Origin of the sequence: Acidovorax sp. 99, assembly GCF_003096455.1 — a bacterium.
In the GTDB taxonomy this organism is placed as follows: Bacteria; Pseudomonadota; Gammaproteobacteria; order Burkholderiales; family Burkholderiaceae_C; genus Acidovorax; species Acidovorax delafieldii.
In genome coordinates this window covers 3100411-3122824 of the sequence record NZ_QEKU01000001.1, presented here as the reverse complement: position 1 = coordinate 3122824, position 22414 = coordinate 3100411, and the positions used below count along the sequence as shown (strand labels likewise).

Below are 22414 nucleotides of genomic sequence, written 5' to 3'. Positions count from 1 at the left end.
CGGGAATCGATTGCAGGCAGAACGGGGCTGTCCACTTGCTGCGCGCTAGGCGCCGTGCATAATGGACACAGTTTAAAAATTTGGGGTTTGATTATGCTTGACCGGGACGGCTTTCGGCCGAACGTCGGCATCATCCTGCTCAACCAGAAAAACCAGGTGTTTTGGGGCAAGCGCATTCGCACCCACAGCTGGCAGTTCCCGCAGGGTGGCATTGACCGGGGCGAGACCCCCGAGCAAGCCATGTTCCGCGAGCTGCATGAGGAGGTGGGATTATTGCCCAACCACGTTCGCGTGGTGGCCCGCACCCGGGACTGGTTGCGCTATGAGGTGCCTGACCGGTACATCCGCCGCGATGCGCGCGGCCACTACAAGGGCCAGAAGCAGATTTGGTACCTTTTGCAATTGATGGGGCACGACTGGGATCTGAACCTGCGTGCTACCAATCACCCGGAGTTTGACGCTTGGCGGTGGAACGACTACTGGGTTCCACTGGATGTGGTGGTCGAGTTCAAGCGCGGTGTCTATGAGATGGCGCTCACCGAACTGGCCCGCTATCTGCCGCGACACGAGCAGCGCAACCGCTATTTGCGCAGCGGTTTACGCACCCGCGAGGGTGAACATGCGGGCGTCGCCAACATGTTCCGCACAGGCTCCATGCTGGTCAACCCTGGCATGGAACTCCCCCCAGGTGCCAGTTTTGATCCTGATCCTCAAAACAGCATGCCGGGAGAACTCGACGGCATGCCATCGGTATCAGACACACCGCGCTGACCCTGACATCGCACTATGAAAAACGCCTGCATCTGCAGGCGTTTTGTTTTGATGGGCGAATCCGCTCAGTCCTGAATCGACAAGGATTGATGCGCGCACCCAGTCTCTATGCGCCTTGCGCCAACACGAGATTGTCTCGGTGCACCATTTCCGGCTCAGCCATGTAGCCCAGCAGTTTCTCAAACTCCGTCGACGGCTTGCGGCACAGAAGGCGGGCTTCCGCCGCTGCATAGTTGGCCAAGCCGCGTGCAATCTCTGCCCCAGACCCGTCGCGCACGGCAATCACGTCGCCGCGCGAAAAGTCCCCCTCCACCGCCGTCATGCCGATGGGTAGCAGGCTTTTGCCTTCGTCGCGCACCTTGGCCGCAGCCCCAGCGTCCACCACCACAGACCCACGCAGTTGCAAATGGTCCGCCATCCACTGCTTGCGGGCCTGCTTTTTCTGTGTCTGGGCAACCAGCAAAGTACCCAACGCCTCACCACTCACCAAACGGACCAATACGTCGGATTCGCGTCCCCAGGCAATCACGGTCGATGCGCCAGAGCCTGCAGCGCGCTTGGCCGCCAGAATCTTGGTGATCATGCCGCCCTTGCCAATGCTGGAGCCCGCGCCGCCCGCCATCGCTTCCAGAGCAAGATCACCCGCCTTGGCCTCATGCACAAACTGCGCAGACGGATCACGGCGCGGGTCGGCGGTGTAGAGCCCCTTCTGGTCTGTGAGGATGATCAGGGCATCGGCTTCCACAAGGTTGGCCACCAGCGCACCCAGCGTGTCGTTGTCGCCAAACTTGATCTCGTCATTGACCACCGTGTCGTTTTCGTTGATCACCGGCACCACGCCCAAACGCAGCAGCGTGAGCAAGGTGGAGCGCGCATTGAGATAGCGCTCACGGTCCGCCAGATCGGCATGGGTAAGCAGTACCTGCGCGCTGCCCATCCCCTGCTCGCGCAGCTTGGTTTCGTACATCTGCGCCAGCCCCATCTGCCCCACCGCTGCAGCAGCCTGCAGCTCGTGGATTTCCTGGGGTCTTGTGGTCCAGCCCAGGCGCTTCATGCCTTCGGCAATGGCACCGCTGGACACCATCACCACCTCGCGTGGGGCACCCCCAACACCGCGCACCAGCGCGGCCAGTTGGCGACTCCACTCACCGATGGCGGTTTCATCCAGTCCACGCCCTTCGTTGGTCACAAGGCTGGAGCCCACCTTCACCACGATGCGGCGGGCATCTCTCAATACGCTGGAAACCATTTTGATGTCTTTGATGCCGATAGCGCTACTGCTTCATGCCTGAGTAGCTATTAAAAATGTAGCAATTCCTATCCTCTGAGCGCCGATGCGTCAGGCTGGCGCATCGCCGGCGAAACGGGGATCCACCTCCACCGGCTCGTTCTCCGTGCGCTGCTCGGACTGCACATGGCGGAAGATGGCGTGAATCAGCGGCTCGCAGCCCTCACGCGTAAGGGCCGAGATCTCAAACACCGGCCCCTTCCATTTGAAGCGCTTCACAAAATCCTTCACGCGCGCCTCACGCTCATCAGCGGGAACCATGTCCAGCTTGTTCAGCACCAGCCAACGCGGCTTGTTGTAAAGCTGCTGGTCGTATTTCTTGAGCTCGTTCACGATGGCCTTGGCCTGAGCCACCGGGTCCACAGCATCGTCAAACGGTGCCAAGTCCACGATGTGCAACAGCAAACGCGTGCGTTGCAGATGGCGCAAGAACTGGTGGCCCAAGCCAGCGCCCTCAGAGGCTCCCTCGATCAGACCGGGGATGTCGGCTACAACAAAGCTCTGCTCAGGCCCCACTCGCACGACGCCCAGGTTGGGGTGCAGCGTGGTGAACGGGTAATCCGCAATCTTCGGTCGCGCATTTGACACGGCCGTGATGAAGGTGGACTTTCCGGCGTTGGGCATGCCCAGCAAGCCCACATCGGCCAGCACCTTCAGCTCCAGCTTCAAATTCTTTTTCTCGCCCGGCCAGCCCGGTGTTTTTTGACGCGGGGCACGGTTGATTGCGCTCTTGAAACGCATGTTGCCAAAGCCGCCATCACCGCCTTTGGCGATGGTGATGACCTCGCCCGGGGTCAGCAGCTCATACAGAACTTCACCCGTCTCGGCGTCGGTGATGATGGTCCCGACCGGCATCTTGAGTGTGATGTCCGTACCCGCTGCGCCGAACATATCGGAGCCCATGCCATGCTCACCCCGTTTGGCCTCGTGACGGCGCGAGTAGCGATAGTCCACCAGGGTATTCAGGTTGGGATCGGCCACAGCAAACACATGCCCCCCGCGCCCACCGTCACCACCATTGGGACCGCCGAACTCCTTGTATTTTTCGTGCCGGAACGACACGCAGCCATTGCCACCATCACCTGCGGCAATGTCAATAAAGGCTTCGTCGACGAACTTCATGGGGTATCCAGTTTACAAAAGAGGCCGTACTGTCGGCTGCTGACCAATTGTGGCGGAACAGCAGTGGCCATTCCAGGCGCCACAGACCAAATGCGCACCAGCGACGCGTGCAGACCAAACAACAAAGCCCCGACAAAGCGGGGCTTCGATGGTTGCCGGAGGAGTAATCCTCAGGCGGGAGTCACATTGACCGTGGACTTGGACAATGCACCCTTGGTACCGAACGACACGTGGCCGTCCACCAGGGCAAACAAGGTGTGATCCTTGCCAACGCCGACATTGGTGCCGGGGTGGAAACGTGTGCCACGCTGGCGCACGATGATCGAACCAGCGCTGATCAGTTCACCACCGAAGGCCTTGACACCCAGCATCTTTGGCTTGGAGTCACGCCCGTTTCGCGTAGAGCCGCCGCCTTTTTTCTGTGCCATGACTAGCTCCTTCGATTAAGCAGCAATCGCACCGATTTGCAGCTCAGTGAACTGCTGGCGATGGCCTTGGCGTTTTTGATAGTGCTTGCGACGGCGCATCTTGAAGATGTGCACTTTGTCGTGCTTGCCGTGGGCCACGACAGTGGCTTTCACGGTTGCGCCGGACACCAGGGGCGTACCAACCTTCAGTTCAGCGCCGTTGCCGACAGCCAGAACCTGGTCGATCACAATTTCCTGGCCTACGTCCGCAGCAATCTGTTCTACTTTAATTTTTTCGCCGGAAGCAACGCGATACTGCTTGCCGCCGGTTTTTATGACCGCGTACATGTTGACCTCTTGATATGAGTTCTGCAGACGAATTTCCGCAGAGCCCGCGAGTATAGCGCATCTGGCATCACCTCGCCAGCACCACGCGCATCAGTCAATTCGGCGTGACCAACACGCCACCGCACTCGTCAGGCATGTGGCGGGCCTTCCTATAATTCGGGCACTTTCTGTGACCACCATCTTGACTGACCATACCGCCCCCGCAGCTTCCCCCCTCACGCTCGTTGCACAAGACATGCACGAGGTCGACAAGGTCATCGGTCAGCGCTTGACATCGAGTGTCCCCCTGGTGGCGCAGATCTCGCAATACATCATTGCAGCTGGCGGCAAGCGTCTGCGCCCCGCTCTGCTGCTGATGGTGTGCGGAGCCTTGGGCTACCGTGGCACACATCGACACAGCCTGGCGGCAGTGGTCGAGTTGATTCACACCGCAACACTGCTGCATGACGATGTGGTGGATGCATCCACCCTGCGCCGTGGCCGCCCCACAGCCAACGAAACCTTTGGCAACCCTGCCAGTGTTCTCGTGGGCGACTTTCTGCACACACGGTCATTCCAGATGATGGTCGAGGCTGGAAGCATGCGCATCATGGAAATCCTCTCCGAGGCCACGAACGTGATTGCAGAAGGCGAAGTGCTCCAGCTGATGAACATGCACGACGCCTCACTGGATGAAGCGGGCTATCTGCGTGTCATCCGCTCCAAAACAGCCAAACTTTTTGAAGCCAGCGCCCGCCTCGGCGCCATCCTGGCCAACAGCCCCCCCGATGTGGAAGAGGCATGCGCAACTTACGGGCAGGCACTGGGTACAGCATTCCAGATCATTGACGATGTGCTGGACTACGACGGCGACACTGCCGAGATGGGCAAAAATCTGGGTGACGACTTGAGAGAAGGCAAATCCACCCTCCCCCTGATCGCCGCCATGGAACGAGGCACCCCAAGCCAGGCGGAAATCGTTCGCCAAGCCATCGAACAAGGTTCGACCGAACGATTAGAAGAAGTCGTGAGCATCGTCCGCTCGACAGGCGCCCTGGACGTTACCCGCGCCGCAGCCTTCGCTGAAGCGCACCGCGCCATGGCTGCCGCCCGACTATTACCCGCGAATGCCTATTCGGAGGGTTTGCTAGAATTGGCAGCCCAATTGCTGGGGCGGCGAAATTAAAAGACGCACCAGATCACTCGCGGGTGCTTTTACAAGCTGCGGGGTGTAGCTTAGCCTGGTAGAGCGCTACGTTCGGGACGTAGAGGCCGGAGGTTCGAATCCTCTCACCCCGACCATATATCGCAGTATGGTCACCTACCAAAATCCCACCCGTTTGTGGCGCCGTTGCCAATATGCGCCGCTGTACAGCCCATGGTTGATCGGTGATGATAGGATGGTTTCTTTTCCACACCTAACACATTTCCGGTTACATGGCCGCTGTTGATACTGCCCTCAAAGAAGCCTCTGCAGTAGCCCTGCCCGGGCTCGGCCGCGCCCTGATGTCTGCGGGCAAGCTGACTCAGAAGTCAGCAGAAGACATTTACAAAAAATCACAAATAAGCCGTACTAGTTTCATTGCCGAGCTGACGGGCTCTGGAGCTGTTTCTGCAGCGGATCTGGCGCACACGGTATCTGCGGTTTTCGGTGCCCCCCTGCTCGACTTGGACGCCATTGATCCTTTGCGCCTGCCGAAGGAGCTCCTTGATAACAAGATATGCCAAGCATATCGCGTGGTGGTCCTGAGCAAGCGCAACAACCGGCTGATCGTCGCAACAGCCGATCCGACTGACCAAGAAGCTGCAGAGAAAATCAAATTCACCACCCAAATGGGTGTGGATTGGATTATTGCGGAATATGACAAACTCAGCCGGCTCGTAGAAGCCACCACCAAATCCGCCAGCGAATCCATGGATACGCTAATCAGCGGAGGAGGTGACTTCGCTTTCGATGACGTCTCTATTGAAGATGCGCCTGAAGAAGCGGATACAGGAACAACGGAAGTTGAAGATGCACCTATCGTCAAGTTCCTGCACAAAATGCTGCTCGATGCCTTCAATATGCGCGCCTCCGATTTGCATTTTGAGCCTTACGAACACCAATACCGCGTCCGTTTCCGTATTGACGGAGAGCTGCGCGAAATAGCCTCCCCACCGATCGCCATCAAGGACAAGCTCGCGTCCCGTATCAAGGTGATTTCGCGCCTGGATATTTCCGAGAAGCGCGTTCCCCAAGATGGTCGCATGAAGCTCAAGGTGGGGCCGGATCGCGTGATCGATTTTCGGGTAAGCACTTTGCCCACCCTGTTTGGCGAAAAAATCGTGATCCGTATTTTGGATCCGAGCAGCGCCAAGCTCGGGATCGATGCGCTTGGCTATGAACCCGTGGAGAAGGAACGATTGCTCCAGGCGATTGGTCGTCCTTACGGAATGATCCTGGTCACCGGCCCTACAGGCTCTGGCAAGACGGTGTCCTTGTACACCTGTCTGAATCTGCTGAACAAACCTGGGGTCAATATTGCGACGGCCGAAGACCCCTCTGAAATCAACTTGCCGGGCGTCAACCAAGTCAACGTGAATGAAAAGGCCGGCCTGACCTTTGCCGTAGCGCTGAAGTCGTTTCTGCGCCAGGATCCCGACATCATCATGGTGGGTGAAATCCGGGATCTGGAAACTGCAGATATTTCCATCAAGGCGGCGCAGACAGGTCACTTGGTGCTTTCCACGCTGCACACGAACGACGCGCCCACGACGCTCACGCGGATGCGCAACATGGGTATAGCGCCGTTCAACATCGCTTCCAGCGTGATTTTGATCACGGCGCAACGTTTGGCGCGCCGATTGTGCCCCGTGTGCAAGGTTCCCGCCGATATCCCCCATGAGGCTTTGGTGGATGCGGGATACGAAGAACACGAGATTGATGGTTCCTGGGTGACCTATCGACCAGTGGGTTGCTCGGCCTGCAATAACGGCTACAAGGGCCGACTCGGCATCTATCAAGTAATGCCTATTTCCGAGGAGATCCAGCGCATCATTTTGCGCGACGGGAGCGCATTGGAAATTGCAGAGCAGGCACGCAATGAAGGTGTTCGTTCGCTGCGCGAATCCGGGCTTTACAAAGCCAAACTGGGCCTCACTTCTCTAGAGGAAGTTCTGGCCGTCACCAACGAATAGCATCCACGGACGAGGGCATCATGGCGACCGCAGCATCAGCTAAAGATATCAAAGATTTTGTCTTCGAGTGGGAGGGCAAAGACCGCAACGGAAAAATTGTCAGAGGCGAAATCCGTGCCGGTGGAGAAAATCAGGTTCAGGCGACGCTGCGTCGCCAAGGGGTTTTCCCTACCAAAATCAAGAAGCGCCGCATGCGTTCGGGCAAAAAAATCAAGCCCAAGGACATAGCGCTGTTTACGCGTCAGCTGGCGACTATGATGAAGGCTGGAGTCCCGCTGTTGCAGGCTTTCGATATTGTCGGTCGTGGCAATACCAATGCTAGCGTCACCAAACTGCTCAATGATGTTCGGTCCGATATCGAGACTGGAACATCTCTCAACGGGGCATTCAGAAAGTACCCGATGTACTTTGACAGCCTATATTGCAACTTAGTTGAGGCGGGCGAGGCCGCGGGTATTTTGGAAGCCCTGCTGGATCGGCTGGCCACATACATGGAGAAAACCGAGGCGATCAAATCGAAGATCAAGTCGGCCCTCATGTACCCCATTTCCGTGGTGATTGTGGCTTTCGTGGTGGTGACGGTCATCATGATTTTCGTCATTCCAGCGTTCAAGGAGGTCTTCACGTCTTTCGGAGCCGATCTCCCAGCCCCCACACTTTTTGTTATGGCCATCAGCGAGGTATTTGTCAAATGGTGGTGGCTGATATTTGGCGTCATCGGTGGAGGCTTTTTCTTTTTCATGCAGGCATGGCGCCGCAATGAAAAGATGCAGATGTTCATGGACCGGCTTCTGTTGCGGATGCCCGTGTTTGGTGCCCTGATCGACAAATCCTGTGTCGCACGCTGGACCCGGACGTTGTCTACCATGTTCGCGGCGGGTGTACCCTTGGTGGAGGCCCTTGATTCAGTGGGCGGAGCTGCAGGTAATTCGGTGTATTCCCTGGCGACGGACAAGATCCAGCAGGAAGTCTCTACAGGCACCAGCCTCACCGCAGCCATGGGCAATGCCAATATTTTTCCCTCCATGGTGCTGCAGATGTGCGCGATTGGCGAAGAATCTGGCTCTATCGACCACATGCTTGGCAAGGCTGCCGACTTCTATGAAGCCGAGGTGGATGACATGGTGGCTGGCCTGTCCAGCCTGATGGAGCCCATCATCATCGTGTTTCTGGGCACACTCATCGGCGGTATCGTGGTATCGATGTATCTCCCCATCTTCAAGCTCGGTCAGGTCGTGTAATGGTGTTGGACGCGTGGTGGGACGCCGTTTTCGGCGGCGTGATTGGGTTGCTTTTCGGCAGTTTTCTGAATGTAGTTATTTACCGCCTTCCCAAAATGATGGAGAGGCAGTGGGCGGCAGAGCTCGCGCAAGTCGAGGCATCCAACCAGGGCAAAGAGCTGCCCGAGGACACGCAGCCCACCTTTAACCTCATGACACCTCGGTCCCGCTGCCCGGCTTGTGGGCATGTGGTGCGCTGGCATGAAAACATTCCTGTCTTAAGTTATCTGTTTTTGTGCGGACGGTGCTCGTCCTGCAAAACACGCATCAGTCCCCGCTACCCGATGGTCGAACTGGCAACGGGAGCGCTGTTCTTTTTCTGTATCCACCGCTGGGGCGCAACGCCTGCGGGGTTGGCATGGTGCGGCTTTTCGGCGGCCCTGATTGCTCTGGCGTTCATTGACTGGGACACCACGCTTTTGCCCGATGACATCACCTTGCCTTTGCTCTGGGCAGGGTTGCTGGCGTCCGCCCTGCAATGGACGAACGTACCGTTGTTTGCTTCCGTCATGGGCGCTGCGGCAGGGTACCTGTCGCTCTGGCTGGTCTACTGGGGCTTCAAGTTGGCGACAGGCAAAGAAGGCATGGGCTACGGCGACTTCAAGCTGTTTGCAGCATTGGGCGCATGGTTTGGCTGGCAGGCGCTGGTGCCGATCATTTTGATGTCTTCGGTGATTGGCGCCATCATCGGGATCGCAATGAAAACTCTCAGCAGCTTGCGTGAGGGTGGCTACATTCCGTTCGGCCCCTTCCTGGTGGGTGCAGGGCTCACCGCGATGGTGTTCGGCCCCAACGCCATTTTGGGTACAGTGCTCGGTCTTCTGGGGCTCTGACGAACTCTCATGGCAACCCACCGACAGCCCTTGCGCCTGGGTCTGACCGGCGGCATCGGTAGCGGCAAGAGCACCGTAGGCCAGATGATGGCGTCCTTGGGTGCAAGCCTCATCGACGCCGACCAGATCTCCCGGGAGGTGACTGGGCCGGGCGGTGCGGCCATGCCTGCCATTCGAACTACCTTTGGTGAAGCATATGTTGATGCATCGGGTGCGCTGGATCGTGCGCGCATGAGGCAACTGGCCTTCAGTGAACCGCAGGCGCGCAGCCAACTGGAGGCCATCGTGCACCCCTTGGTGGCCTTGCAAAGCCAGCAACGGATTCAACAGGCCATACAGTCTGGCTGCCGATGGATCGTGCACGACATCCCGCTGCTGACGGAGTCCGGGCGGTGGGCGCGCCAGCTCGACGCCGTGGTCGTGGTGGACTGCACAGAGCAGACCCAGATAGCGCGAGTCATGCAGCGCAGCGGTCTCTCTGCCGAAGCTGTGCAAGGCATCATCGCCTCACAAGCTACGCGCCCAGCGCGCAGGGCGGTGGCCGATGTGGTGATTGCCAACGAAGCACATTGCTCCCTGGAGCAGTTACAGGCTGAGGTGCGGCAAGTGGCCACACTGTTCGGGCTATGATGCGTACGAAACCGTTTGTGCTTTCACCCCATGCCGTGCGCCACCGGCGTCAGAATACTCCCTGAGCCTCCAGGAACCCGCCAGCGTGATCCTTTACGAATACCCCTTTAACGAGCGTCTCAGAACCTATCTGCGGCTGGAGCAGCTGTTCCGCCGCTTGGGGGAGTTGATCCCCCGGCCTCACGCGCTGGACCACCATTTCGCCTTGGTGACGATTTTCGAGATCATGGATGTGGCCGCCCGGGCCGATCTGAAGTCGGATGTGCTCAAGGACATCGAAAAGCACAAGCACCAGCTCGACACGTACCGAGGCAACCCCTCCATTTCTGAAGCCGCACTGGACGCGGTGATCAGCCAGTTGGACCGGTGCTTCGTGGCACTCAACACCCAAAGCGGCAAGTCGGGCCATGCACTGACGGAAAACGACTGGCTGATGAGCATTCGTAGCCGCATCGGCATTCCGGGCGGAACCTGTGGCTTTGACCTGCCAGCCTATTACGCGTGGCAACACCACCCCCCGGCGGTGCGTCAGCAGGCCCTGGAGGAATGGGCCTCCACGTTGGCGCCCCTCGCCGAGTCGATCTATGTGCTGCTCAAGCTGCTGCGCGATTCAGGCGTGCCCCAAAAGGTCGCTGCAGAGCGCGGACAGTTTCAGCAGAATCTGCCCCAGGGCCGCACCTTCCAGCTGCTGCGGCTTCGCATCGACCCAGCGCTGAACCTGATCCCGGAAATCAGTGGCAACCGTTTGATTGTCTCGGTGCGGCTCATGCGGCTGGAAGGCGATGGACGCCTGCACGCCTGCAACGAAGATGCGGCGTTTGAACTGACCCTGTGCGCGTAGGCCTTAGCCAGCCCAAGCCCAGAGACTGAATCGCGCCAAAGCCCGCTAAAGATCGGGCGGGTCGACTTGAGCAAGAGGATCACCCCAGGATGCCCCACTCCCCAGCCCCTTCCTCGCAGGCACGCATCGTCACCTGCCCCAGCTGCGGCGGAGATAGCGTGTACAGCGCCGCGAATGTGTACCGTCCGTTTTGCAGCGAGCGTTGCAAGCAGATAGACCTTGGCGCGTGGGCCAGCGAAAGCTTTCGCATGCCCACCGAAGCGCCGCCAGACGACGCCCCCCATGGCGACCCGCGCCAGCAGCATTGACCAAGGTCATAGGCGCCATTCAAGAGCGATTTCGCCAAAAACCAGCGGTAGCGCTAGTGCTGTATGCCTGAGGAGCTACTAATTCAATAGCAAATCAGTCCCACACAGGCGGGAGTCTCACTCCACCGCGGACTGCAGACCCCGCTCCTCAGCCAGCCATTGCAACACCGGATAGGCACCGGGCAGCACCGGGGACACCGTGATCGGCATTTGCTGCCAGGCCATGGCCTGGCCTTCACGCATCTCGAATTCGCCAGTCCACTCCCAGACCTTGCACCAGTGCAGCCGCACCAGTGCGTGGGGGTAATCGTGTTCGGTCACTTTCCAGACGCTGGCCGGGCCGATGGTCACGCCCAGCTCCTCGATCAGTTCGCGGCGCAGCGCCTGCTCCACGGTCTCGCCCGCCTCCAGCTTGCCACCCGGAAACTCCCAGTACCCCGCGTAGGGCTTGCCCGGCGGGCGGGTGGACAGCAGCATCGCGCCGTCTGCGCGCAGCAGGATGCCCACGGCCACTTCGGTGTGTTTGCGTTCGGCAGTGGCCGGGACGCTGTCTGGAGCGAGATGTTCAGCCGCCATGTCGCCCCGCATAGTCACGCGCAAACTGGTACGCCACACGGCCGCTGCGCGAGCCACGCTCCAGCGCCCAGACCAGGGCCTCAGGCCGCGCCTCCTCAATGGCCTGCGCGGGCACACCGAACGACGACAACCACTGCGCCACGATGGTCAGGTACTCCTGCTGGCTGAACGGGTAGAAGCTGACCCACAGGCCAAAACGCTCCGACAGCGAAATCTTCTCCTCCACCACCTCGCCCGGGTGCACCTCGCCGTCTTCGGTGTGGGTGTACGTGAGGTTGTCGGCCATGTACTCCGGCAGCAGGTGGCGCCGGTTGCTGGTGGCGTAGATCAGCACGTTCGGTGTGGCGGCCGCCACCGAGCCGTCCAGGATCGACTTGAGCGCCTTGTAGCCTGGCTCGCCGTCCTCAAAACTCAGGTCGTCGCAGAAGACGATGAATTTCTCGGGCCGGTCAGACACCACGTCCACGATGTCCGGCAGGTCGGTCAGGTCGGCCTTGTCCACTTCAATCAGGCGCAGGCCTTCGGCTGCGTAAGCGTTCAAGCAGGCCTTGATCAGCGACGACTTGCCGGTACCACGCGCGCCAGTCAGCAGCACGTTGTTGGCGGGCTTGCCCTGCACAAACTGCTGCGTATTGCGCTCGATCTTTTCTTTTTGCGGATCGATTTCCTTGAGGTCTGCCAGCCGCATCGCCCCCACGTGGCGCACGGGTTCCAGCGTGCCATGCCCACTGCTGCGCTTGCGGTAGCGCCAGGCAATGGATGCGGACCAGTCGGGTGCTCCCAGCGGCTGGGGCAGCACCGACTCGATGCGGGCCATGAGCTGCTCGGCACGTTCGACCAAGCGTTCAAATTTTTCGTTCATTGTGGCGACATGCGCTAGTGGAATATGCCTCAACAGCTATCACAAAGATAGCAAAACCCAACTCACGAGCGGTAGTCGGCGTTGATGGTCACGTACTCGTGGCTGAAGTCGCAGGTCCACACCGTGTCCGCTGCGGTACCGCGCCCCAGTAGCACCCTCACGGTGATCTCGCTCTGCTTCATCACCCGCTGGCCGTCTTCTTCGCGATAGGCAGGATTGCGCCCCCCTTGCAGCGCCACATGCACATCGTCCAGGTACAGGTCGATGCCGGTCTGGTCCAGGTCTTCAATGCCGGCGTAGCCCACGGCGGCCAGGATGCGGCCCAGGTTGGGGTCGCTGGCAAAAAAGGCCGTCTTGACCAACGGCGAATGGGCAATGGCGTAGGCCACCTTGCGGCACTCGTCGCCAGTCTTGCCGCCTTCGACCCGCACTGAGATGAACTTGGTCGCCCCCTCGCCGTCCCGCACGATGGCCTGCGCCAGCTTTTGTGACACCGAGAGCATCGCAGCCTTGAGGGCCCGGCCGTCCGCGCTGTCGAGCGAGGTCACGGGCGCATGCGCTGCCTTGTTGGTGGCAACGACCACGAACGAATCGTTGGTCGATGTGTCACCGTCAATGGTGACGCGATTGAAAGAGCCGTCAGCCAGATCACGCGCCAGTTGCTGCATGACGGCGGGCGCCACGCAAGCGTCCGTGGCCAGGAAGCCCAGCATGGTGGCCATGTTGGGGCGGATCATGCCCGCGCCCTTGCTGATGCCCGTGATGGACACCGTAGCGCCACCGATCTGCACCTGCGCAGAGAACGCCTTGGGCAGTGTGTCGGTGGTCATGATGCCCTCGGCGGCACGGGCCCAGTGGCCGGGCTGCGCATCGGCGATGGCGGCGGGCAGTCCCGCTTCGATGCGGTCGTTGGGCAGCGGCTCCATGATCACGCCGGTCGAGAACGGCAGGATCTGCTCGGGCGCCACGCTCAGCTGACGAGCGAGCGCAATGCAGGTGGAGCGCGCACGCGCCAGGCCGTCAGCCCCGGTACCTGCATTGGCGTTGCCCGTGTTGATGACCATGGCGCGAATGGGCTGGCCGCTGCTCAAATGCTCACGGCTGATCTGCACCGGCGCTGCGCAAAAGCGGTTCTGCGTGAACACGCCAGCCACGCTGGCGCCCTCGTCCAGCAGGAACACGGTGAGGTCCTTGCGGTGGGCCTTGCGGACACCGGCTTCGGCAACACCGATGCGCACGCCCGCGATGGGGTGCAGATCGGCAGCAACGGGGGCGACTAGATTGACGGGCATGAAGGTCTTTCTCAAAAAACTGCGGCCGATTATCCGGAAAACCGTGGCGCGCCAATGAAAACACGGGCCGAAGCCCGTGTTGTCTGGATCAGGAAATCAAGCCAGCTTGCCGTGGCACTGCTTGTATTTCTTGCCGCTGCCACAGGGACAGGGGTCGTTGCGGCCCACACGCATACCTTCGGGCAGCCCTTGCTGGGCCACGGTCTGTGCATCCACCGTGGTCTCCACCTCGCCAGTTTCGGTGGGTGCGGTATAGGTCACGTTGGCAATGCTCTCGGCGCGCTGTTCCATGTCTTGCGCGGCCTGGTCGAGCTGCGCCTGCGACTGCACCTGCACGGTCATGAGGATCTTGGTGACCTCGTTCTTGACCTGGTCGATGAGCTGGCGGAACAGCTCGAAGGCCTCGCGCTTGTACTCCTGCTTGGGCTGCTTTTGCGCATAGCCGCGCAGATGGATGCCCTGGCGCAGGTAGTCAAGTGCGCTAAGGTGATCGCGCCAGTTGGAGTCAAAGTTCTGCAGCAGCACCACACGCTCAAACTGCGTGAAGTTTTCGCGGCCCACCTGCTCGACCTTGGCATTGAAGGCAGCGTGCGCGGCCTGCAAGACCTTGTCCAGGATCTCGTCGTCGGTGATCGCATTGGCGCCCTGCACTTCCTGCTGCAGCGCGATTGGCACCTGCCATTCTTCTGCGAGCGCCTTTTCCAGCGCGGCCAGATCCCACTGCTCTTCCACCGATTCGGCAGGCACGTACTGGCGCACCAGATCGGTCATGCAGTCTTCGCGCATGGCCGCAATCACATCCGACAGGTCAGACGCGTCCAGGATGTCGTTGCGCTGCTGGTAGATCACCTTGCGCTGATCGTTGGCCACGTCGTCGTACTCCAGCAACTGCTTGCGGATGTCGAAGTTGCGGGCCTCCACCTTGCGCTGGGCCGACTCGATGCTGCGGGTCACGATGCCAGCTTCAATGGCTTCGCCATCGGGCATCTTCAGGCGGTCCATGATCGCCTTGACGCGGTCGCCCGCGAAGATGCGCATCAGCGAATCGTCAAGGCTCAGATAGAAACGCGACGATCCTGGGTCGCCCTGGCGGCCCGAACGGCCACGCAGCTGGTTGTCGATGCGGCGAGACTCATGGCGCTCGGTGGCGATGATGCGCAGGCCACCCAAGGCCTTGACCTTCTCGTGGTCCACCTTCCACTGCTCGCGCAGCGCGGCCACCTTGGCGGCGCGCTCGGACTCGGACAGGGATTCATCGGCCTCGATGGCCGCCACATCCTTCTCGATGTTGCCGCCCAGCACGATGTCGGTACCACGACCAGCCATGTTGGTGGCGATGGTGATCATGCCCTCGCGCCCCGCCTGGGCCACGATGTCGGCCTCACGGGCGTGCTGCTTGGCATTGAGCACCTGGTGGGGCAGGCCTTCCTTGTTCAGCAGCTGGTCGATGATCTCGGAGTTCTCGATCGACGTCGTGCCCACCAGCACGGGCTGGCCGCGCTCATGGCATTCGCGAATGTCCTTGATGGCGGCTTCGTACTTCTCGCGCGTGGTCTTGTAGACGCGGTCCAGCTGGTCGTCGCGCTTGCTGGGCCGGTTGGGTGGGATGACCGTGGTTTCCAGGCCATAGATTTCCTGGAACTCGTAGGCTTCGGTATCGGCCGTACCCGTCATGCCGGCGAGCTTGTTGTACAGGCGGAAATAGTTCTGGAACGTGATGGAGGCCAGTGTCTGGTTCTCGGCCTGGATGTTCACGCCTTCCTTGGCTTCCACGGCCTGGTGCAGACCTTCACTCCAGCGGCGGCCCGACATCAGGCGGCCGGTGAACTCGTCCACGATCACGATCTCGCCGTTTTGCACCACGTAGTGCTGATCGCGGTGGTACAGGTGGTTGGCCCGCAGCGCCGCATACAGGTGGTGCATCAGCGTGATATTGGCCGGGTCATACACCGATGCGCCTTCGGCGATCAGGCCATGCGAGGCCAGAATGCGTTCGGCCGTCTCGTGGCCTTGCTCGGTCAGGAACACCTGGTGGGTTTTTTCGTCTAGCGTGAAGTCGCCGGGCTTGGTCACGCCCTCACCCGTGCGGGGGTCGGCTTCTCCCTCTTGGCGCACCAACAGGGGCACCACCTTGTTCATGGCGATGTACATCGCCGTGTGGTCTTCGGCCTGGCCGCTGATGATGAGCGGCGTGCGGGCCTCATCGATCAGGATGGAGTCCACCTCGTCCACGATGGCGTAGTTCAGCCCGTGTTGCACGCGGTCCTGCGCTTCGTAGACCATGTTGTCGCGCAGGTAGTCAAAGCCGTATTCGTTGTTGGTGCCATAGGTGATGTCGGCACGGTACGCAGCCTGCTTTTCTTCACGGGGCATGTTGGGCAGGTTGATACCCACGGTGAGGCCCAGGAAGTTATACAGGCGCCCCATCCACTGCGCGTCGCGGTTGGCGAGGTAGTCATTCACCGTCACCACATGCACGCCCTTGCCCGAGAGGGCATTGAGGTACACCGGCAGCGTGGCTGTCAGGGTCTTGCCTTCGCCGGTGCGCATTTCGGCGATCTTGCCGAAGTGCAGCGCCATGCCACCCAGCAGCTGCACATCAAAGTGCCGCATCTTCATGATGCGCTTGGAGCCCTCGCGCACCACGGCAAACGCCTCGGGAAGGATGCTGTCCAGCGACTCGCCCTTGGCCACGCGGTCCTTGAACTCCTGCGTCTTGGCCCGGAGCTGCTCGTCCGACAGCTTCTCGTACTCAGGCTCCATCGCATTGATGCGGTTCACCGTCTTGCGGTACTGCTTGAGAAGCCGGTCATTGCGGCTGCCGAATATTTTGGTGAGGAAGTTGGTGGCCATGCGAACAGGACCGCCTGTCCCGCTGCCATCAGCGCGTCAGGCGACCGAAATCCCTAAGATGAATTGAGTTCAGATGGGTCCTGCGACCGGTATTGCAAGCATTGCAACGGCGGGCAGAGAACGCCGGACCCGCGATTTTACCTGCCCGTTGCCGGGGTAGCCGGCTGTCCCGCCAACGGGGAGGGCTGAACGGCGGCGACCTGCGCCCCGGTGGCCGTACCGCCCGCATTCAGAAACTTCTGCGGGTCCTGGAAAACCCCCTGCACCAGCACCTCAAAGTGCAGATGGGGGCCCGTGGAGCGACCGGTGGTGCCAATCTCTGCAATCTTTTGCCCGCGGCGCACGATATCGCCTTGTTTGACCAGGACGCGCGACGCATGGGCATAGCGTGTCACCAGCTGGTTGCCATGGTCCACCTCGATCATGTTGCCGTAAGCGGGGTGGTATTCCTGGGTCACGACCACGCCCCCGGCGGCCGCCAGGATCGGCGTTCCAGTATCTGCCTGGAAATCCAGCCCCGTGTGCAAGGCCGACTGCCCCGTGATGGGATCGACCCGCCAGCCAAATCCCGAACCTGCCACGCGCCCCGTGACGGGCGCATGGGTCGGGATCATCTTCTTGCGGATGTGCTGATCAAACAGACGGGACTCCAGCACCGTCATTAGATCCACACGCTGGTTGGTCAGGCGTTCCAGATCGTCCAGCGTGGCCTGCAATTCTTCCATCGACAGATTGCGAGCACTGACCAGGGCCCCACCGCGCGCATCCTGCTTCGGGATGTCCGCAGGCGCCATGCCTGCCAAACCCAACACACGGTCCCCCAGGGACTCCAGCTGCACCATGCGCGCCTGCATTTCACCCACGCGCCGGGCCATGGCGTCCAGGTTGGCGCGCATGAATCGGTCACGCTCGGCAAACTCATCCTTGACCACAAGGCGCACCAGCGAGCCCACGATAGGCCACCCTTCACGCGCCCCTTTCAGAAAAACCCAGTGGTAGAGCCCTGCAGCCACCACCATCAGGCACAGCGACACAGCAAGCCCCGCCAGGACCAAGCGCGTGCCAGACAAATGAATGGCCCGGCTGCGCGCCAGTCTGGCGTCCGTGATAATCAAATGCACTGCCAATACTCCACGCCCGAAGACGCCACACCATGAATCGCCGCCACTACGCCGTCACCCTGCAGCAAGCCAGCGAGGAATCCCCCACGCTGGCAAAGCTTACAGCGCTGACACGCGACTCCAGTGATCGGCTCAAGGCCATTGAATTGCTGATTCCCGCCGCGTTGCGCCCAGCGGTTCAGGCAGGCCCCATTGACGGGGACAGCTGGTGCCTGCTGGTCAAGAGCAATGCTGCGGCGGCAAAAATACGCCAACTGCTGCCTGCTTTGCAGGCGCATCTGCGCAGTCGGGGGTGGGAGGTTAACGCGATTCGCCTGAAAGTTCAAACCTGACGGCCAGGGCGTCAGTGCCAGGGAATGCAAAAAGCAAGAGAAATGGTGCCGGTTGTCGGAATCGAACTGACGACCTACCGCTTACAAGGCGGGTGCTCTACCAACTGAGCTAAACCGGCGAAGGCAGTATTTTATCCTGTAAAAACCGCCCGAAATTTGAAACTGCAGCTATTTGATGCGCTTCAGCGAGGGGCGTGCTCCACCTTGAGCAGGCGGCGGCCGAGGAGCGTCGCCCCCATCATCCTTGTGGCCATCTTCCACACCCACCAGCTGCACCACACGGTCTTCGGCAGGCACGGCAGCAGTCGCCTCTTCTGTTTGCACCGGCGCGGGGGACGCAGCAGCAGACAGTGCAGAGGGAGCACCCTCCGCAGAAGTCAACAGATCCACCGGTGGCGGGAACGCCATACCTTGACCGTTCTCACGGGCATAGATAGCGATCACACGCCCGACCGGCACCAGAATTTCGCGAGGCTTACCACCAAAACGCGCCTTGAACTCAATGAATTCATTGCCCAGTTGCAGCGCGCTGGTCGCATCAAAACTGATGTTCAGAACGATCTCGCCATCCTTCACATACTCGCGCGGCACCTGCACGGAGTCGTCCACACGCACCGCCACGTAAGGCGTGAGCCCGTTGTCGGTACACCATTCGTACAGGGCGCGAATGAGATAGGGGCGCGTGGAGGTCGATTCCTGTGCGGTCATGGATGGCGGTACTACAGCTGCTATGGAAAGAGGGAAGTCTGCAGGCCGCTGCTTACTTGCGCATGACCTTTTCGGACGGCGTCAGCGCTTCAATGTAAGCCGGGCGCGAGAAGATGCGCTCAGCGTACTTGAGCAGCGGGGCCGCATTCTTGGACAGATCAATGCCGTAGTAGTCGAGGCGCCACAGCAGCGGCGCGATGGCCACGTCCAGCATCGAGAAGTTGTCGCCCAGCATGTACTTGTTCTTGAGGAACACCGGGGCCAGCTGCGTCAGGCGGTCACGGATGTGGGCGCGCGCCTTTTCCAACGCTTTCTCATTGCCCTTGGTCGCACGCGATTCGAGCGTGTTCACATGCACGAACAATTCCTTCTCGAAGTTGAGCAGGAACAGGCGCACGCGGGCGCGGTCCACCGGGTCACCAGGCATCAGTTGCGGGTGAGGAAAACGCTCATCGATGTACTCATTGATGATGTTCGACTCGTACAGGATCAGGTCGCGCTCGACCAGGATCGGCACCTGGCCGTACGGGTTCATCACGCTGATGTCTTCGGGCTTGTTGTACAGGTCCACATCGCGGATTTCAAAGTCCATGCCTTTTTCAAACAGAACAAAACGGCAGCGGTGGGAGAAGGGACAGGTCGTACCCGAGTAAAGCACCATCATGGTGGGAGGCTCCTAAAAATCAAAAGAGTGGGACGCCAAAAGCGCCCACTCTGTAATAAATCCGACGGCACCCCGCAGGGTGCTAGCGATGGATCTGGCGTTTACTTGACGTCCTTCCAGAACGCAGCGTTCAAGCGCCAGGCAATGATCGTGAACACGCCCAGGAACATCAGCACCCAGACGCCCACGCGCCAACGGGTGTTCTGCGCGGGCTCGCCCATCCACTGCAGATAGTTCACCAGATCGCCAATATTTTGATCGAATTGCAAAGGCGTCATCGTGCCAGGCGTGATCTGCTCCCAGCCCTTGAACACATGGGTCTTGTGGCCGTGGCTCTCGTGTTCTTCAAACACGGGACGACGTTCGCCCTGCAACTGCCACAGAACATGGGGCATACCGACGCTGGGGAAAGCCAGGTTGTTCCAGCCGGTGGCCTTGGTGTCGTCGCGATAGAAGGTGCGCAGGAAGGTGTACAGGTAGTCAGCCCCCGTGCCGCCGTGGCCTGCACGCGAACGTGCGATCACGGTGAGGTCGGGCGGATTGGCACCAAACCATTCCTTGGCCTGCTTGGGATCGATCGACGCCTTCATGGTTTCACCCACCTTGTCGGTGGTGAACAGCAGGTTGTCCTTGATCTGCTGCTCGGTCAGGCCGATGTCGCGCAGGCGATTGAACCGCATGTAGGCTGCCGAGTGGCAGCTCAGGCAGTAGTTCACGAACACCTTGGCACCGTTTTGCAGCGAGGCCAAGTCGTTGGTCTTGTTGGGCGCCTTGTCCCAGGCAATGGTGTCGCCACCCGCCGCATGGGCAGCACCGGCGACCAGACCCACAGCGGCGATCAACGTGAGGATGATTTTCTTCATTGTTGTTATCTCCAGGCTCAGTGCGCCACAAAGGTCACGCGGTCAGGCACGGGCTTGGTTTCACCGATGCGGCTCCACCAGGGCATCAGCAGGAAGAAGCCGAAGTAGAACAGCGTTCCGACTTGCGACACCCGCTCGCCGATCGGCGATGGTGGCTGCACACCCAGGTAGCCCAGGATCAGGAAGATGATCACAAACACACCGTACAGGTACTTGTGCCAGTCAGGACGGTAGCGGATCGACTTGACAGGGCTGTGATCCAGCCAGGGCAGGAAGAACAGGATGATCACAGCGCCACCCATCACCACCACACCCCAGAACTTGGCATCGATGGACAGCATCATGGCGATGACCACCACGGCCGCACCGGCGATACCCGCCTTCACGAAGCTGGGCAGCTTGGCCTTGAGCACGCCAAAACCGGCGCCAGCGACCACGCACAGCACGAGCACGTACATCATCTCAGTGGTGATGGCACGCAGCATCGAATAGAACGGCGTGAAATACCAGACCGGGGCAATGTGGGCCGGGGTCTTGAGCGGATCCGCAGGGATGAAGTTGTTGTATTCGAGGAAGTAGCCACCGAATTCGGGAGCAAAGAACACCACAGCCGTGAATGCCATCAGGAACATGCTCAACGCGAAGATGTCATGCACCGTGTAGTAGGGGTGGAAGGGCACGCCATCGAGCGGCTTGCCGTTGGCATCCTTGGGAGCCTTGGGGCCCTTGATTTCCACACCGTCGGGGTTGTTGGAGCCCACGTCGTGCAGCGCCAGCAAGTGCGCTACCACCAGACCCAGCAGCACCAGGGGCACGGCAATCACGTGGAAGCTGAAGAAGCGGTTCAGCGTCGCATCGCCCACCACGTAGTCGCCACGGATCAGCAGGGCCAGGTCCGGTCCGATGAACGGAATGGCGGCAAACAGGTTCACGATCACCTGGGCGCCCCAGTAGGACATCTGGCCCCAGGGCAGCAGGTAGCCCATGAAGGCTTCAGCCATCAGGCACAGGAAGATCGCGCAGCCGAAGATCCAGACCAGCTCGCGCGGCTTGCGGTAGCTGCCGTAGATGAGGCCACGGAACATGTGCAGATACACCACCACGAAGAACGCCGAGGCGCCCGTGGAGTGCATGTAGCGGATCAGCCAGCCCCAGGGCACATCGCGCATGATGTACTCGACCGAGGCAAACGCCAGGTTGGCGTCCGGCTTGTAGTGCATGACCAGGAAGATGCCGGTCACGATCTGGATCACCAGCACGACCAGCGCGAGCGAGCCGAAGATGTACCAGAAGTTGAAGTTCTTCGGAGCGTAGTACTCCGACATGTGCACCTTGTAGGCGTCAAAGGCCGTCGGGAACCGGTTCTCGAACCAGTTGGTGACCTTGGCGCCCGCAGAGGCGTTCGGCGAGATTTCTTTGAATTCGTGGGCCATGTCGTTCTCCGTCAAGCCTTCTTGTCTTCACCGATCAGCAGGCGCGTATCGGACAGGTACATGTGCGGAGGCACCTCAAGGTTGTCGGGTGCTGGCTTGTTCTTGAAGACGCGGCCTGCCATGTCGAACGTGGAGCCGTGGCAAGGACACAGGAAGCCGCCCTTCCAGTCGTCGGGCAGCGAAGGTTGTGCACCGGTCTGGAACTTGTCCGACGGCGAGCAACCCAAGTGCGAGCAAATGCCCACACCCACAAAAATTTCCGGCTTGATGGAGCGCGCCTCGTTGCGGGCGTACTCGGGCGTGAGTTCAGAGGGCTTGCGCTCCGACTTGGGATCGGCGAGCTGGCCGTCGAGCTTGGGCAGCTCTGCCAGTTGCTCGGGGGTGCGCTTAATGATCCAGACGGGCTTGCCGCGCCACTCCACAGTGACCTTTTCTCCAGGTTTGAGGGCGGAGATATCCACCTCGACAGCAGCACCAGCGGCTTTGGCACGCTCTGAGGGCTGGAAAGTACTCACGAAAGGAACGGCGGTTGCCACGCCGCCCACCGCACCAGCACATGCTGACGTGATGATCCACGTCCGCTTGCTGGAGTCGATTGGAGTGTCACTCATGGGGATCCTCGATGAACATCGCTAGATTGGGGTCAACCGCGAATTGTAGCGGAGTGAAAATGGTTATTTCCAAGTGGTTTGCTGCCTTGACAGAGGGGCGAACCGGGCGATACTC

Annotated in this window: 23 protein-coding genes and 2 tRNA genes; 10 read left to right on the top strand and 15 right to left on the bottom strand. The window is 60.2% G+C overall.

All coding sequences use genetic code 11. The features are described 5' to 3' along the window. Nucleotides 1–93 precede the first annotated feature (93 nt). Nucleotides 94–771, top strand: coding sequence for an RNA pyrophosphohydrolase (locus tag C8C95_RS14575; RefSeq protein ID WP_056060325.1), 678 nt, complete (start codon nt 94–96; stop codon nt 769–771). Nucleotides 772–877: 106 nt separating this feature from the next. Here C8C95_RS14575 and proB read toward each other — a convergent pair whose 3' ends face one another. The 4 genes from proB to rplU all read right to left on the bottom strand — a co-directional run bounded on the left by proB (nt 878) and on the right by rplU (nt 3936). Then, entirely contained in the window at nt 878–2020 is a 1143-nt protein-coding gene (gene proB / locus C8C95_RS14570; RefSeq protein WP_056060322.1) for a glutamate 5-kinase, read from the bottom strand. Nucleotides 2021–2110: 90 nt separating this feature from the next. Beyond that, nucleotides 2111–3181 carry an Obg family GTPase CgtA gene (cgtA, locus tag C8C95_RS14565; RefSeq protein ID WP_056747278.1) on the bottom strand — a complete coding sequence of 357 codons (1071 nt, stop codon included), beginning with the start codon at nt 3179–3181 and terminating at the stop codon, nt 2111–2113. Nucleotides 3182–3351: 170 nt separating this feature from the next. Next, entirely contained in the window at nt 3352–3609 is a 258-nt protein-coding gene (rpmA, locus tag C8C95_RS14560) for a 50S ribosomal protein L27 (RefSeq protein WP_005794180.1), read from the bottom strand. A 15-nt stretch (nt 3610–3624) separates the two neighbouring features. Continuing rightward, complete coding sequence (gene rplU / locus C8C95_RS14555; RefSeq protein ID WP_005794184.1) at nt 3625–3936, bottom strand: 50S ribosomal protein L21; 312 nt, start codon at nt 3934–3936, stop codon at nt 3625–3627. 235 nt (nt 3937–4171) lie between these two features. Between rplU and C8C95_RS14550 the strand changes: the two genes are divergently transcribed. From C8C95_RS14550 to C8C95_RS14515, 8 genes are all read left to right on the top strand, one after another. Next, nucleotides 4172–5101 (top strand): polyprenyl synthetase family protein, encoded by a 930-nt coding sequence (locus C8C95_RS14550; RefSeq protein WP_108498330.1) that lies wholly within the window; start codon nt 4172–4174, stop codon nt 5099–5101. A 39-nt stretch (nt 5102–5140) separates the two neighbouring features. Beyond that, nucleotides 5141–5217 (top strand) — tRNA-Pro (locus C8C95_RS14545). A gap of 135 nt (nt 5218–5352) precedes the next feature. Then, entirely contained in the window at nt 5353–7092 is a 1740-nt protein-coding gene (gene pilB, locus C8C95_RS14540) for a type IV-A pilus assembly ATPase PilB (protein ID WP_116749041.1), read from the top strand. A 20-nt stretch (nt 7093–7112) separates the two neighbouring features. Continuing rightward, nucleotides 7113–8333 (top strand): type II secretion system F family protein, encoded by a 1221-nt coding sequence (locus tag C8C95_RS14535; RefSeq protein WP_116749040.1) that lies wholly within the window; start codon nt 7113–7115, stop codon nt 8331–8333. Next, the gene (locus C8C95_RS14530; RefSeq protein ID WP_116749039.1) at nt 8333–9205 is read left to right on the top strand and encodes an A24 family peptidase; all 873 of its coding nucleotides are present in this window, start codon (nt 8333–8335) and stop codon (nt 9203–9205) included. Before C8C95_RS14535 ends, C8C95_RS14530 begins: the two co-directional genes overlap by 1 nt. Nucleotides 9206–9214: 9 nt before the next feature. Further along, a complete protein-coding gene (gene coaE / locus C8C95_RS14525; RefSeq protein WP_116749038.1) occupies nt 9215–9835 on the top strand; it encodes a dephospho-CoA kinase in 621 nt (206 codons plus the stop codon). 85 nt (nt 9836–9920) lie between these two features. Beyond that, complete coding sequence (zapD, locus tag C8C95_RS14520) at nt 9921–10676, top strand: cell division protein ZapD (RefSeq protein ID WP_056060302.1); 756 nt, start codon at nt 9921–9923, stop codon at nt 10674–10676. An 89-nt stretch (nt 10677–10765) separates the two neighbouring features. Then, nucleotides 10766–10984 (top strand): DNA gyrase inhibitor YacG, encoded by a 219-nt coding sequence (locus C8C95_RS14515; protein ID WP_082522383.1) that lies wholly within the window; start codon nt 10766–10768, stop codon nt 10982–10984. A 117-nt stretch (nt 10985–11101) separates the two neighbouring features. On the opposite strand, the gene C8C95_RS14510 is transcribed toward C8C95_RS14515, so the two are convergent. The 5 genes from C8C95_RS14510 to C8C95_RS14490 form a co-directional block, all read right to left on the bottom strand. Next, nucleotides 11102–11560 carry an NUDIX domain-containing protein gene (locus C8C95_RS14510; RefSeq protein ID WP_099732210.1) on the bottom strand — a complete coding sequence of 153 codons (459 nt, stop codon included), beginning with the start codon at nt 11558–11560 and terminating at the stop codon, nt 11102–11104. Then, nucleotides 11550–12422, bottom strand: coding sequence for an ATP-binding protein (locus C8C95_RS14505; protein WP_116749037.1), 873 nt, complete (start codon nt 12420–12422; stop codon nt 11550–11552). The genes C8C95_RS14510 and C8C95_RS14505 overlap by 11 nt, the downstream gene beginning before the upstream one ends. A 62-nt stretch (nt 12423–12484) precedes the next feature. Further along, nucleotides 12485–13714 carry a bifunctional glutamate N-acetyltransferase/amino-acid acetyltransferase ArgJ gene (gene argJ, locus C8C95_RS14500; protein WP_116749036.1) on the bottom strand — a complete coding sequence of 410 codons (1230 nt, stop codon included), beginning with the start codon at nt 13712–13714 and terminating at the stop codon, nt 12485–12487. A gap of 96 nt (nt 13715–13810) precedes the next feature. After that, complete coding sequence (gene secA / locus C8C95_RS14495) at nt 13811–16567, bottom strand: preprotein translocase subunit SecA (RefSeq protein ID WP_116749035.1); 2757 nt, start codon at nt 16565–16567, stop codon at nt 13811–13813. A 137-nt stretch (nt 16568–16704) separates the two neighbouring features. After that, entirely contained in the window at nt 16705–17688 is a 984-nt protein-coding gene (locus C8C95_RS14490) for a M23 family metallopeptidase (RefSeq protein ID WP_060987279.1), read from the bottom strand. Between the two features lie 32 nt (nt 17689–17720). Between C8C95_RS14490 and C8C95_RS14485 the strand changes: the two genes are divergently transcribed. Next, complete coding sequence (locus tag C8C95_RS14485; RefSeq protein WP_056060290.1) at nt 17721–18020, top strand: hypothetical protein; 300 nt, start codon at nt 17721–17723, stop codon at nt 18018–18020. 43 nt (nt 18021–18063) lie between these two features. Here the strand turns inward: C8C95_RS14485 and C8C95_RS14480 are convergent. The 6 genes from C8C95_RS14480 to petA all read right to left on the bottom strand — a co-directional run bounded on the left by C8C95_RS14480 (nt 18064) and on the right by petA (nt 22299). Beyond that, nucleotides 18064–18139: transfer RNA gene (locus C8C95_RS14480), tRNA-Thr, on the bottom strand. A gap of 49 nt (nt 18140–18188) precedes the next feature. Then, nucleotides 18189–18728, bottom strand: coding sequence for a ClpXP protease specificity-enhancing factor (locus C8C95_RS14475; protein ID WP_108498320.1), 540 nt, complete (start codon nt 18726–18728; stop codon nt 18189–18191). 52 nt (nt 18729–18780) lie between these two features. Next, nucleotides 18781–19392 (bottom strand): glutathione S-transferase N-terminal domain-containing protein, encoded by a 612-nt coding sequence (locus C8C95_RS14470; protein ID WP_005794209.1) that lies wholly within the window; start codon nt 19390–19392, stop codon nt 18781–18783. Between the two features lie 101 nt (nt 19393–19493). Then, nucleotides 19494–20255, bottom strand: coding sequence for a cytochrome c1 (locus C8C95_RS14465; protein WP_099731102.1), 762 nt, complete (start codon nt 20253–20255; stop codon nt 19494–19496). Nucleotides 20256–20272: 17 nt separating this feature from the next. Next, nucleotides 20273–21688 carry a cytochrome bc complex cytochrome b subunit gene (locus tag C8C95_RS14460; protein ID WP_015012702.1) on the bottom strand — a complete coding sequence of 472 codons (1416 nt, stop codon included), beginning with the start codon at nt 21686–21688 and terminating at the stop codon, nt 20273–20275. An 11-nt stretch (nt 21689–21699) separates the two neighbouring features. Next, on the bottom strand, nt 21700–22299 hold the full coding sequence (gene petA, locus C8C95_RS14455) for a ubiquinol-cytochrome c reductase iron-sulfur subunit (RefSeq protein WP_056060279.1): 600 nt from the start codon (nt 22297–22299) through the stop codon (nt 21700–21702). Nucleotides 22300–22414: the final 115 nt, after the last annotated feature.

Coding starts and splice junctions, on each gene's coding strand:
- coaE (WP_116749038.1), top strand. CDS start 9,215: ATGGCAACCCACCGACAGCCCTTGCGCCTGGGTCTGACCGGCGGCATC.
- pilB (WP_116749041.1), top strand. CDS start 5,353: ATGGCCGCTGTTGATACTGCCCTCAAAGAAGCCTCTGCAGTAGCCCTG.
- C8C95_RS14465 (WP_099731102.1), bottom strand. CDS start 20,255: ATGAAGAAAATCATCCTCACGTTGATCGCCGCTGTGGGTCTGGTCGCC.
- C8C95_RS14460 (WP_015012702.1), bottom strand. CDS start 21,688: ATGGCCCACGAATTCAAAGAAATCTCGCCGAACGCCTCTGCGGGCGCC.
- rpmA (WP_005794180.1), bottom strand. CDS start 3,609: ATGGCACAGAAAAAAGGCGGCGGCTCTACGCGAAACGGGCGTGACTCC.
- C8C95_RS14485 (WP_056060290.1), top strand. CDS start 17,721: ATGAATCGCCGCCACTACGCCGTCACCCTGCAGCAAGCCAGCGAGGAA.
- C8C95_RS14505 (WP_116749037.1), bottom strand. CDS start 12,422: ATGAACGAAAAATTTGAACGCTTGGTCGAACGTGCCGAGCAGCTCATG.
- proB (WP_056060322.1), bottom strand. CDS start 2,020: ATGGTTTCCAGCGTATTGAGAGATGCCCGCCGCATCGTGGTGAAGGTG.
- petA (WP_056060279.1), bottom strand. CDS start 22,299: ATGAGTGACACTCCAATCGACTCCAGCAAGCGGACGTGGATCATCACG.
- C8C95_RS14515 (WP_082522383.1), top strand. CDS start 10,766: ATGCCCCACTCCCCAGCCCCTTCCTCGCAGGCACGCATCGTCACCTGC.
- C8C95_RS14530 (WP_116749039.1), top strand. CDS start 8,333: ATGGTGTTGGACGCGTGGTGGGACGCCGTTTTCGGCGGCGTGATTGGG.
- C8C95_RS14535 (WP_116749040.1), top strand. CDS start 7,113: ATGGCGACCGCAGCATCAGCTAAAGATATCAAAGATTTTGTCTTCGAG.
- secA (WP_116749035.1), bottom strand. CDS start 16,567: ATGGCCACCAACTTCCTCACCAAAATATTCGGCAGCCGCAATGACCGG.
- C8C95_RS14575 (WP_056060325.1), top strand. CDS start 94: ATGCTTGACCGGGACGGCTTTCGGCCGAACGTCGGCATCATCCTGCTC.
- C8C95_RS14475 (WP_108498320.1), bottom strand. CDS start 18,728: ATGACCGCACAGGAATCGACCTCCACGCGCCCCTATCTCATTCGCGCC.
- C8C95_RS14550 (WP_108498330.1), top strand. CDS start 4,172: ATGCACGAGGTCGACAAGGTCATCGGTCAGCGCTTGACATCGAGTGTC.
- cgtA (WP_056747278.1), bottom strand. CDS start 3,181: ATGAAGTTCGTCGACGAAGCCTTTATTGACATTGCCGCAGGTGATGGT.
- C8C95_RS14470 (WP_005794209.1), bottom strand. CDS start 19,392: ATGATGGTGCTTTACTCGGGTACGACCTGTCCCTTCTCCCACCGCTGC.
- rplU (WP_005794184.1), bottom strand. CDS start 3,936: ATGTACGCGGTCATAAAAACCGGCGGCAAGCAGTATCGCGTTGCTTCC.
- C8C95_RS14510 (WP_099732210.1), bottom strand. CDS start 11,560: ATGGCGGCTGAACATCTCGCTCCAGACAGCGTCCCGGCCACTGCCGAA.
- argJ (WP_116749036.1), bottom strand. CDS start 13,714: ATGCCCGTCAATCTAGTCGCCCCCGTTGCTGCCGATCTGCACCCCATC.